The organism is Agarivorans sp. 1_MG-2023 (genome assembly GCF_030548385.1).
In the GTDB taxonomy this organism is placed as follows: Bacteria; Pseudomonadota; Gammaproteobacteria; order Enterobacterales; family Celerinatantimonadaceae; genus Agarivorans.
The window spans coordinates 232,060-243,956 of the sequence record NZ_JAUOSJ010000004.1; the positions used below are offsets into that span (position 1 = coordinate 232,060).

Here is an 11,897-nt window from a genome sequence, read left to right on the forward strand (position 1 = left end):
GCCCTAGAGCGCCTTTCGAAAGCTTTATTACTTACAGTGATTTAGTGTAAGTAGTAATAAAGCTAGGCTGACCACCCTGTACGAAGGCAGTAGAGGTTAATACACCTTGGTCCCAGTTTTTACCTGCTGCAACATAACTCCATTGTTCAATTTTTGGTGATTGACACAATTGTCCCTCAATCACTTCGTCGTCATCACACCAACGAACTGACGAGTTAAGTTGCGCTAAGGTCGCTTTGCTTGTTTGGCCAGCATTTACGCCAAACCACCAAAAGGCCATGTTGGCTAAATCTGCGTAGGAAACCGTTTCGTCCATATCTTCAAGTATGCAATCTCCGCCTTGTTGAGTATGCAACTCTTTGCCTACCACGCGAATATCACTTGCGCCAAACTGATAGCTGAGTTGACCGGTTAAGCTACAGCCTGCGATATTGGTTTCAGCTAACCAGGTACCGCTAAAATCTATATAGCGTTCGCCATTGTCTACGTTTGGATTAACCAAATAGCTGTATGAAGTAGATGCGCTTTTTCTTAGCTGATTGCCTGCACCGTCAAGGGTAACTTCAATGGTTTGGTCGGTGTAAATTCCGGTCGCATTGTCGTAGCTGGTGCTATAGGTTTGTTGCTTAAGCTCGCCATCGTCTTCAAACTCGCTTTCACCTAAAGCGGTTAAGTTTGCTTGGCTACAGTTTTGCTCGTTCATACACGCAAATAAGCCACCAAAACTGGCCACTTCTGCGTAATCAATTGCTTCATCTTCGGTGTTAATTTGGCTTGGATCTTTAACCACTAATTGAAAGCCAGGTTCAATCGCGAAGTCTTCTGCAGAGTAAGTGTTTGAATCTGCGTTAAAACACTCTGGAGTGTTGTTATTTACGGTAAATTCGCCGCCGTTTAGTTCACAAGCAATGAACTCTTTGGCCCATTGTGAGCTATAACGCTGGTCAGACGTTCCAGCTTTAATGACCAATGCATTGCTGGCTAAATGCAGCACCTCAGAGCTTATTCCGAAGCTGGCATTTTTGAATGCTTCATCGGGAATTGTCCGGTCCATGTGTACGTTTTGATATAGCGTTGAGTTATTGCCGTACTGGCCGTTCATAACCACTTCAGATAAACGTAAGTATTCGCCGCTGCCTTTACTAAAGGCATCAATTACATCGCTATCGCCACGTTCAATGCCATCTAGTGATTCATTTAAATGCTCGGCGGCTTCTTCTTCGCTTACCCACTCACTGGCTTCCACTTCTTCAAGTAATGCATCTGCAGAATTAAGGTTGTTTAGCTTCACTTGCTTGAGTGCGATAAGGGTATCGCTGTCGGCTGCTGGCTTAGCAATATCGTCTGGAATAACGATGCTGCCGGTACTGGCATCATCTAACGATTGCAGTATTCGTGCTAAGTTCATAGCAGAGCCGGTATCGGCGGTGACTTCAAAGGGAGAGACAACGCTACGGTAAGAGCTATTTCCGATGAACATGCCATTTTCGCCGCCCAAATAAAATGACACTACATCACCAGTTTCAACCTCAAAGGTACCTTCAGCGTTAGTGTAGCCACTTAAACCACTGGGAGAGGCTTTATAGAACAAACCTTCTACGGCGGCATCAATAAAGGTGCCGTTTACTGGGTCTGTAGTTGGAGGGAGTTCATTGCCGTTATCGCTACTGCTTCCACCGCACGCGCTTAACGCTAACGTTACCAAGGCACTGCCGCCTAGTACTGCAAACTTATTCATAATGTTTCACAATCCTTTACATTTTTATAACAGTAATTACTGTTGTTTTGAGTGGGGAATGTGTTTTATTTAGCGCGTAAAGTAAAATTATATTTTTATCAATAAACTCTGTAAAAGATGGCTGAGACGTCAAGTGGCAGAGTATTTATTCTATTAATTTTTCAGTATTAAAATATTGTGCTGTTCGGTGTGAATTGAGTTTGGCTTGTTGAAGGAGCAAGTGACGAAGGTAACTTCGACTGTTTTTGATGGCAATTTGAAGCCCTTAATTTGCTGAGTCACACTTTTACAAGATGCTGATTAATTTAGTTATTAAGGAATTTGTTTACTGGTAAGGTCTGCTAGTTATTAGGCCTTTATTGAAGGAACAAATATGAAGATGGGCTTACACCTTTCGGCGAAATTAGCCGCTGCTTTGGTATTGGCAATAAGCGGTGTTGCGGCTCAGGCTGCAGAGGCAATTTGGCAAAGCAAGGTATTAGACGATCATACCGTTATTCTCTCGGCTGGCGATGCCGCACTCAGCCAGTTTGAACCAAGCTTAATGTTAGCGGCTTCGCACATCGACACCCAGACTTTATCGCCTATTGTTGATGCTGTTTCTAGCCCTTGGTATTCGCTTAGCTTAAACGCGAATGGCCGTTGTTTGTCGCTAACAGATGCCGCTCATGCAAAGCAGGCACTCAGCGAACTGTGTATTGAATCCACCACCAATCAACGATGGAAGCTAAGCCTAAGTAAGGGCGGTATTCAGCAGGTGTATGGATTAGGCCAGCAGCATAATACTCAAGGCGAAGCCGATGGCGATTGGCTGGGGCGCAAACGCCTACCAGGTAGCCGAATGGGAAATGCCATGGTTTACCAAGGTGAAGGCGCTGTGGGCAATACTCAAATACCCATTATGTATTTACTGGGTGAGGGTAAACAAAACATTGCTTTGTTTTTTGATCATATTCAACCGCTAGTTTTTGACTTTACCAAGCAGCCTTATCAGATTCAGGGTAAGGGCCAGCGCGCGCGAATTATTGTTATTGCTGGTGATAATCTCGCTGATCTGAGAGCGCGCTATTTAACGCTAACGGGCAAACCGCCGGTGCCGCCTAAGGCAATGTTTGGTTTGTGGTTATCTGAATACGGCTTCGATAACTGGCAAGAGTTAGACGATAAGCTGGCTACGTTACAGCAAGCTAAGTTCCCCTTGTCGGGTGTGGTGATGGATTTACAGTGGTTCGGTGGAATACGCGAAAATTCTAATCATACGCAAATGGGGTCACTCACTTGGGATGAAAAAAACTTCCCGGCTCCCAAGCAAAAAATTGCCGACTTAAAACAACGCGGCATTAGAGTGATGGCCATTGAGGAGCCGTATATCGGCGGTGCGCTTAATGAGTTTCAATCGTTAGCGCACGCTGGCGCATTGGCCCGCAGCTGCCCCCCACCTTGCATGACACCTGCCAAAATCAAGGAAAATCCCTGGTGGGGCAAGGGTGGCATGCTGGATTTTTCTAGCGAAAAAGGTGCGGCATTTTGGCATGACTACCGCCGTGAAGCCTTGATAGATGATGGCATTATTGCCCATTGGACAGATCTCGGAGAACCTGAGCTTTATCACCGCAAAGCCTGGTATGCAGGGGTGAAAATTGATGGTGAGCTCAAGCATGATCATCAAAGTGTGCATAACCTTTATAACTTGCTGTGGAGCCGCAGTATTTACCAAGGGTATTTGCGCAATCAACGCAATCAGCGGCCGTTTATTATGAGTCGTTCCGGCACTGCCGGTAGCCAAGCATACGGTGTGGCCATGTGGTCGGGTGATATTGGAGTAAATTTAGCCAATTTACGCAGCCATTTTAATGCCCAAATGCACATGAGTTTGTCGGGTATCGATTACTTCGGCTCAGATATTGGCGGTTTTCATGGTACGCCTTGGGACGAGCAATATACTCAGTGGTTAGCGGCGGCCTTGTTTACCGACTTACCGGTGCGCCCGCACACCCAAAATTTGTGTAACTGTAAAGAAACTGCACCAGACAGGATTGGCGATACTGCCAGCAACTTGTTTAATGTTCAGCAGCGCTATGCACTAAATCCTTATTATTACACCTTGGCTCATCGAGCATGGCGCAACGGCACTGCAGTGGTTGCTCCGCTAGTTTATGGCTACCAAGAAGATGTTACAGCCAGAACTAATGGTTCAATGAAGTTGGTGGGTGACGCTATGCTGGTGGCCTTAGAGGCGAAAGATAATGCTAAGCATACCCAAGCCTATTTGCCACAGGGTCTTTGGTATGACTACCGTAGCCAACAAATGCTGAACAGTGGTGGTGAGTATTATAAGCAGCCTTTATACATTGATGGTGTATACCGTTTGCCGCTATTTGTAAAAGCTGGAGCACTGATTCCTCGAGCTAATGAAGATGAAACCATTGATCTGTTGGTAGTGCTTGATGAGCGCGGCCACGCTAGAGGCGAGTTGATTGAAGATGATGGGGAGTCTATTGCTTATCAACAGCAGCAGTGGCAATTCACAGAGTTTAGCGCGCAGACTCATCAGCAGCACATTGGTATACAGCTATCAGCCGCTAAAGGTAGTTATGCTAAGGCCCCAACACATAAGGCTTATCAGGTGGAACTAGCCAATATTCCCCCACAAACAGTGGTTAAAAATGTGAGTTTTGAGGGGGAGCAAGTCACTCAATGGCAGCAGCATGGGCATCGATTAATCCTTGGCATGCAAAGCATTGATGTGGAACAAGGTGGTGAATGGTTGGTGGAGTTTGCCGAGTAATCAATGATAAAGCGCACAGTGGAGTCGGCTGTGCGCTTTTTGTTATTAGCCTGACTTAAGCTTGAGCCGGACGTAACATAAACCAGTAAGGAAAGTTGTCACTTTTCGATAGCACTTCAAAGCCTCTACGCTCAAAAGTGAGTACCACTTTTTCGCTAGAGGCTACAACGAAACAGGCTTTATTATCAGCATCTGCTAAGTCGGTGACTTGCTTAATTAACGCACCGGCTAGACCTTTCCCTCCGGCAGAAGGCCCAACGCCTAAACCCCATAGCCAATAGCAATCTTGGTTAACTGGGCCAGTAAGCATTTGCTCAGAAATGTCTTTGGCTAGTTCCAGTTTTCCGGCACCCATCATGCGCGCCACAATAGCCCAAGCTTCCATTTTTTGCAGTACATCGGGCTGGTGTTTGCCCGGTGGCACCATAATCACGCAGCCTTCATGATCTGCGGTAGTAAATACCGTCCCTTGCTTCATTCCCCATTCACCCAGAGCAAAGCGCCAATAGCTATCATGAGCGTAGTCAGCCATTTCATCACTCCGAAGTGCCGCTTGCATGGCTTCGTTGTTGGCGTAGGCGGCGATAAACATTTCGCTTAAGGCTGGAATATCACTGTAGTTGGCCGTTATTAAGGTGGGGCTAGACATCGTAAGATCCTTCTTATGAGTAAGACACTAGAATACTCAGGCTAGTCGAAACTTACGCCTTAAACAACTGCATGGAGTGTGGGGAGTGACAAAGGGCAAAAATAACTCCAGTTTATACTGGAGTTATTACTGCGCTGGTGACAACGAGTATTAGTTTAAGCTTACTGCTGGGGCTCCCGCAGAGCTGGTTGCACTTGCTCGTCGGCTGCCGAGCTCTTGATAGTTGGTGGACAAAATAGTGTCCACAAAATACCAATCGGCTTTGGCGCTTTGCTGGGTAAAAGTCACTGTTAAAAAGCCGCGATTGAGAATATTCATGTATTTTAAACCGTCAATCAAAGACACAATACCTGCTTCGGCAGCGGGTGCTGCGGTGGCATCTATGCCTAAGTAGTATTCTAAGCCCGGTGAGCTTACCGATGAGGTGGCAAACTCAACACCCACCACCTGGCCGCTTTGCTCAGCAAGCTCACTAGCCCAAGCGTTATGTGTATCACCAGCAAGTACCACTAGGTTTTTGCCTTGCGCTTTAAAGCTTTGGAGTAAGATTTCACGCTCGTTTGCATAGCCATCCCAAGCGTCTAGGTTGTAGGGTACCTTTGGTAATTGCAGCTGAGCGAAGACTTCAGGCGTTAACTTATCTTGGTTGGCAGCTAAATAACTTAGTTCATCAGCGGTGAGCGTAGGATCAGCTGCTTGAGCGCGGCCAGCCAACTGAGCTAAGGCACCCAACTCTGCGTATTGCTGAATCGACATGAGGTTAAGTGCTACTGCGCCCGGTAGGTACATTTCGCCCATCAATACTTGTTGGCCAAGCACCTGCCAGCGACCGCTGGCGTTGCTTACGCTGTCTTGCAACCACTGTAACTGCTCTGCACCTAACATGCTGCGATTAGGGTCGTTTTGGTCTGCATGAAAAGCGGCATCGTTAAAACTACCGGTGCTTGAATCGACATAATCAGCAATATTTAGTTGCTTGTCTCGAGCAATAACGCGGGTATCTAACATATGTAAATCAACTAAGTCGCCAAACTTAAAGCTGCGGTAAATTTCTTGATGGTTACCCTCAGACCAAGGGCGAATAGGCAGCCACTCAAAGTAAGCTTGTAGGGCATCGTTTTTACGTTGCTCAAAGTCACCTTCGCCTGCTTGGTGATTCTCTGCGCCATCGCGCCAAGTATCATTAGCAACTTCGTGATCGTCCCATACAGTGATAAATGGCACCATGGCATGCAGTTTTTGTAAACTGCTATCACCATGGTATTGGGCGTAGCGCGTGCGGTAGTCGTCTAAACTAAACAACTCGCCTTCAGGCAATACTTGGCGATTGAGTTGTTCGGCCTGTTCGCTGGCATAGCCGCCACGTGGGTATTCATAAATGTAATCGCCGAGGTGCAATACCGCGTCTATATCTTCATGCTGAGTGGCTAAATCATAAACATTGAAATAGCCTGCAGGATAATTAGAACAAGACATCACAGCCAGTTTCACAGAGGCTGGCGAGCCTTGTACTAGGGTTTTGGTTTTACCTATGGCTGACAGGGTGCCAGCGCTGATAAAGCGATAGTAATAGTGTTGACCGGCTTCTAAACCAATAGCGTCTACTTTAACCGTATAGTCGCGGCTGGCGTTGGTGCTGGTATTGCCATTACTAATAATATTGGCAAAGTCTATATCTGTTGCGATTTCCCATGCCACCTTAATGTTACCAGTGCGGGCGGGCGTTACGCGTGTCCATAAGATGACCGCATCAGCTAAGGGGTCGCCACTGGCTACGCCGTGGGTAAACTCAACAGAAATCTCAGGTTCGATGGCGCTGCCGCATCCCATTAGGCCATAAGACACCACCGCTGCACCTGCACCTTTGGCAGACATGATTAAAAAATCTCGACGTGAAATTGGACTCGCCATTACAACTCCCTCGGTAAATAAAACTGGTCAGATATCTAAAGAGGAAGAGTGTGTGCAGCAAAGATGACAACTTAATTAAGTTGTCAAAAATAACAAAACCAATAATAAAAAAAGCTCCCCGCTAAACTGCCGAGGAGCTGGTTCTGCTGCTTAGATTAGTACTGGTAAATCCTAATTTCCTGCGGGGCTAAGCTTAAGTTTACTTGGCCTGCAGAAGTGCTACTGATATTGCTTGAGCCAAAGCCCGCCAGCGGAGTTAGCACCGCAGACTGTTGTCCAAGAGCAATGCTCGGGATTTGGGCGCTTTCGCTGTAGTTAAATACAACTAGCACGTTGCTGCCTGCTGTTGTGCGCGTAAAGGCCAGTACTTCACCTTGGTTGAGTAATGTTAAATCACCATTGCGCAATGCCGGTGTGGCTTTACGCAGTTGGATAAGGTTCTTGTAATGATGGTAAAGCGAGCTGTTATCAGCCATTTGGCTTTCAGCATTATAGTTTGCAGTATTATTGGCAATTTCTCGATATGGCGTGCCTGAAGTAAATCCACCATCGGCTGTCCAGCTCATTGGTGCACGGAGTAAATAGTCACCGCCACTATTTTTAGTGTGTGCCATGCCTACTTCTTCACCGTAATAGATAAAAGGCTGACCAGGCAGAGTTAATAAGGTGGCAGCAGCCAAGCGATATTTAGCTTCGTTACCGGAAAATTGCTCGAATATACGTTGGCCTGCAAAGGAGTCATGGTTGGCGAGTAATAAACCCATGCTACCTAGAGAGCTCTGGTTAAGCCAATAAGACATTGACGTCTGATCACTTGAGCCTGAATTTACCGCCGACATGATGGCTTTATTCAGGTAAAAGGAAAACGCAGATCCACAAAAGCTTTGCTGAGCAGCGGCAAGTGAATCTGAGGAGTCTTCGCAGATCATGTATCGATTACTGTAGTCCTCCATCACCAGTTGCTGAATACCGTACATAATCGCTGCGTTTTCCGGTTGTGCGGACCATTGATTAGGCCCGTTTTCGACTAAGTGGGTCATCGCGTCAAAACGAAAACCGTCCATTCCGGCATTTAACCAATAACGTAGATTGTCGTAATGAAACTGAATAACCTCTTCATTTTGTAAGTTAAAATCAGGCATGTTGGACTGGAAAATACCGTAATAAAAACCATATTGTCCTTTATGCCAAGATGAATCCCCAGACCAATTTGTCCATTTAGGATCGCTGTCTTGCCACATATACCAATCGCGTTTTCCGCCAGCATTATTGTTAGAGTCAGCGAATACTGGATTGTCACCAGAGCTGTGGTTAATGAGATAGTCGGCGATAACGCCAATTCCGCGGGCATGCGCTTGCGCTAAAAATTCATCAAAGTCTTCTCGAGAGCCGTAGTCGCTTTCGATGCTACGATAATCCACCACCTCATAACCGTGGTCTTTATCAGAGCTTTCACTAAAGGGGAGTAACCAGATACCTTCAACCCCCAAGTCTGCAATGTAATCTAGCTGAGAGGTAAGCCCTTTAAAATCTCCAATTCCATCGCCATCAGAATCTTTGTAGCTGCGTACAAAGATCTCCATAAACACTGCCCCTTTGTACCAATCTTTGGCTAGGGCGGGTTGGTCGTCTACTGCAACTGAACTCATATCAACCAGAGTATCGGCCTTAGCCTCACCCACGGGTAATTCGATGGGAGCGGGTGTTTCTGTGCTAGAACCACAGCCACTTAGGGCTGTAAGTACGGCAAGCGGAAGCGCACCGTATAGTAGGTGTTTAATCATTGTTCTTACTTTCCTTGTAACATTGCTGAAAACAAGGCTTGTGTTAAGTAGTGCTGGCTACGATGATCTGTGATTAATTTGTCATCTTTATTCACACAAGCGCTTTTATATCAATTACTAATAATTGATGATGATATTTTTCACTATATTGTTTTTTTTATCATCACTGTTGATCACATATTTATCAATAGTGTTGAGTTTGGCTTTATCTCGATCGATACAAGCCTTTGCTCGCGCTTCGCTTTATAATGGTGGAGTATTTATAAATCTTTAGGCCTTTGCTGATTAATGCGAGATAAAAAAAAAGCCCGTCCAGCCACTAAAAGTCAGTTGCACCCGCGCAACAAACATCGCCAGCGTTATGATTTTCCTGCGTTGATAAGCTCTTGCCCTGAATTGACCGGCTTTGTGGCAGACAATCAATATGGTGATGCGTCTATCGACTTTTTTAATCCTGATGCAGTACGTTGTTTAAACAAGGCTTTACTGAAGCACTTTTATGCAATTGATGGCTGGAGCATTCCTAAACATAACCTTTGCCCGCCTATTCCCGGCCGTGTTGATTATGTACATTACTTGGCTGATTTATTGGCAACATCGAGCAAGGGAAGTATTCCTACAGGCAAGGCCATACGCTGCATCGATATTGGTGTTGGAGCAAACTGTGTTTACCCTCTGGTGGGCGCCAGTGAGTATGATTGGTCGTTTGTCGGTAGCGATATTGAAGCCGCATCGTTGCGCTCGGCCGGGTTAATTTTGGCAGCCAATCCTCAGTTAGAACGGCAAATCGATTTACGTTTGCAAACCAATAAAAAAGCTATTTTTAACGGTATAATTCAAGCCGATGAGCGTTTTGAGTTAAGTATATGTAACCCGCCTTTTCACCGTTCGGCAGCGGAGGCTAAAGCGGGAACGCAGCGTAAACAAACTAACTTAAAAGCCTCGGTGAAACATAAAGATAGCTTGAATTTTGGCGGCCAAAGCAACGAGCTATGGTGCCCAGGAGGAGAGCTAAGCTTCATTAAAAATATGATCATTGAAAGCCAGCAATTTTCGGCTCAAGTATTGTGGTTTACTAGTTTGGTATCAAAAGAGGCTAATCTTAAGGCAATATATCAAGCGTTGAAGCAGCAAAAAGTGGCGCAATTTGAAACCATAAAGATGGGCCAAGGTAACAAAGTGAGTCGCTTTGTTGCGTGGACTTACCAAAAACCAGAACAACAAGCGCAGTGGCTTTTATCATCATGAGCCTTGCTGTTGTTTTTGTCGTTTCAGCATCGTTAATCAAAGTGCTGAATTTATTAATTATTAGTGATAAAAGAGAGCAATGAAGACGCCTAAAAGAATCCAGCCTTTAGTTGATGATGGCTTAGTAGATGAAGTGAAAAGCCAGCTGATGAGTGGCAAAGAAGCCTCGGTTTACGTGGTGCGCTGCGGCGATACAATCCGCTGCGCCAAAGTGTATAAAGAGGCCAGCCAGCGCAGTTTTAAACAGGCGGTGGCTTATCGTGAGGGGCGTAAAGTACGTAATAGTCGCCGCGCTCGAGCGATGGAGAAAGGCTCTGGTTTTGGTCGTGAGCAACAGGAAAAAGTGTGGCAAAGTGCCGAGGTTGATGCCCTGTATAAGCTAGCGGCTGCAGGCGTGAGAGTGCCAGAACCTTACGGCTGCTTTGATGGCGTGTTGTTGATGGAGTTGGTGACCGACGATGAAGGTTATGTGGCACCGCGACTAAATGATGTACTGATGTCTGAAGAGCAAGCCTTGGAAGACCATCAAACCATGATTGGTTACATTGTAAAAATGTTGTGTGCGGGTTTAATTCATGGGGACTTGTCAGAGTTCAACGTGTTGGTGGATGAATATGGCCCCGTGATTATTGATTTGCCGCAAGCGGTAGATGCTGCTGCTAACAATAATGCCGAATGGATGCTTGCGCGTGACATCAATAACATGCGCGACTATTACACCCAATTTGCGCCTTCGCTGGCCAGCACCGAATATGCCAAAGAGATGTGGGCACTGTTTGAAAAAGGCGAGTTAACTGCAGATACCGAACTGACCGGAGAATTTACTCAGCAGGACACCGTGGCAGACATTGCGGCGATTATGCAGGAGATTGATGCTGCTCGCGAAGAAGAGTTAGCACGCCGAGAGCGAATTAATGAAGCCCAACAAGGGGTAGATGAAAGCAAATTTAACTGGGCCGATTAATCTAATCTGCCCAGCGTTATTGGCTTAGATATTCACATTTGCACTGGTTTGAAATTCCAACAAGGTATTTGCGGGAATTTGCACCGCTCCACCACGAGTTATTAGGGCCAATCCTGCGCCTACCTTCGCGCCGTCTTTAGCGCCATCACTACCGTTTATTAAACCGCCAATGGCTGCACCGCCAGCGGTTTTTTTTACGGTGTTTTTGGCTTGTGCGTCACCTAAGCCGTTAAAGCTATTGGTTTGAATAGCGATACGTTGGCCATTAATGGTGATGTCGGTTAACGCAATGCTTAAGCTAGATTTACCTGCTAAACGACCCGCTTGTTCGCTTTGTATTACCCTGCCGTAAACCGTGTCGCCAGTTTTTGCGATAAGGTGTCCACCTACCGATAAATCACCCTCTAGTTTGCCTGAAAAACGATGGCCAGAGCGATGTTCACGGCTACTAATGGCGGTATCTAAGCTTACCATTAAGGGGGTACCTGCCGGGATGTGCGTTATCGCTGAAGCGGCCGTGCTATTTTTTACCGGAGTTGGCTCAGCTTTCGCTGGGGCAGTAAAAGAAACGTCTAGGTCTTTAACATCGCTGGTGTTAAACGTCATAGCGTTGCCGGCCATTTCAAACTGAATATTCTCTGCATCGCGACTAAGCAAGGTACCTTCAAGCACACTGCCATTATTAAGGGTGAGAGTGTCGGCGCTAAGATTAAAGCTAATAGCGGCGATAAATACGCTAACTAAAGGAGTCGTCTTCAACATGGTTTGTTTATCCAGTATTTAAAAGAAACAAGGCATCTTTTTACCAGTTGAGT

Annotated in this window: 8 protein-coding genes; 3 read left to right on the plus strand and 5 right to left on the minus strand. The window is 46.0% G+C overall.

Annotated elements, in window-relative coordinates; all coding sequences use genetic code 11:
• Positions 1–31: 31 nt before the first annotated feature.
• The gene (locus Q4592_RS07435; RefSeq protein ID WP_303511632.1) at positions 32–1,738 is read right to left on the minus strand and encodes a hypothetical protein; all 1,707 of its coding nucleotides are present in this window, start codon (positions 1,736–1,738) and stop codon (positions 32–34) included.
• A gap of 373 nt (positions 1,739–2,111) precedes the next feature.
• Here Q4592_RS07435 and Q4592_RS07440 point away from each other — a divergent pair, with 373 nt between their 5' ends.
• Positions 2,112–4,526, plus strand: coding sequence for a TIM-barrel domain-containing protein (locus Q4592_RS07440; protein WP_303511634.1), 2,415 nt, complete (start codon positions 2,112–2,114; stop codon positions 4,524–4,526).
• A gap of 55 nt (positions 4,527–4,581) precedes the next feature.
• Here Q4592_RS07440 and Q4592_RS07445 read toward each other — a convergent pair whose 3' ends face one another.
• The 3 genes from Q4592_RS07445 to Q4592_RS07455 form a co-directional block, all read right to left on the minus strand.
• Positions 4,582–5,175: a GNAT family N-acetyltransferase gene (locus Q4592_RS07445; protein WP_303511636.1), complete on the minus strand. Its 594-nt coding sequence runs from the start codon at positions 5,173–5,175 to the stop codon at positions 4,582–4,584.
• Between the two features lie 150 nt (positions 5,176–5,325).
• The gene (locus Q4592_RS07450; RefSeq protein ID WP_303511638.1) at positions 5,326–7,086 is read right to left on the minus strand and encodes an alkaline phosphatase; all 1,761 of its coding nucleotides are present in this window, start codon (positions 7,084–7,086) and stop codon (positions 5,326–5,328) included.
• Between the two features lie 155 nt (positions 7,087–7,241).
• Entirely contained in the window at positions 7,242–8,870 is a 1,629-nt protein-coding gene (locus tag Q4592_RS07455; RefSeq protein WP_303511640.1) for an alpha-amylase family glycosyl hydrolase, read from the minus strand.
• 288 nt (positions 8,871–9,158) lie between these two features.
• Between Q4592_RS07455 and rlmF the strand changes: the two genes are divergently transcribed.
• Both rlmF and Q4592_RS07465 read left to right on the plus strand, forming a co-directional pair.
• Positions 9,159–10,118 (plus strand): 23S rRNA (adenine(1618)-N(6))-methyltransferase RlmF, encoded by a 960-nt coding sequence (gene rlmF / locus Q4592_RS07460; protein ID WP_303511642.1) that lies wholly within the window; start codon positions 9,159–9,161, stop codon positions 10,116–10,118.
• A 79-nt stretch (positions 10,119–10,197) separates the two neighbouring features.
• On the plus strand, positions 10,198–11,082 hold the full coding sequence (locus Q4592_RS07465; protein ID WP_303511644.1) for a PA4780 family RIO1-like protein kinase: 885 nt from the start codon (positions 10,198–10,200) through the stop codon (positions 11,080–11,082).
• A gap of 24 nt (positions 11,083–11,106) precedes the next feature.
• Here Q4592_RS07465 and Q4592_RS07470 read toward each other — a convergent pair whose 3' ends face one another.
• On the minus strand, positions 11,107–11,844 hold the full coding sequence (locus Q4592_RS07470) for a hypothetical protein (protein WP_303511645.1): 738 nt from the start codon (positions 11,842–11,844) through the stop codon (positions 11,107–11,109).
• Positions 11,845–11,897: the final 53 nt, after the last annotated feature.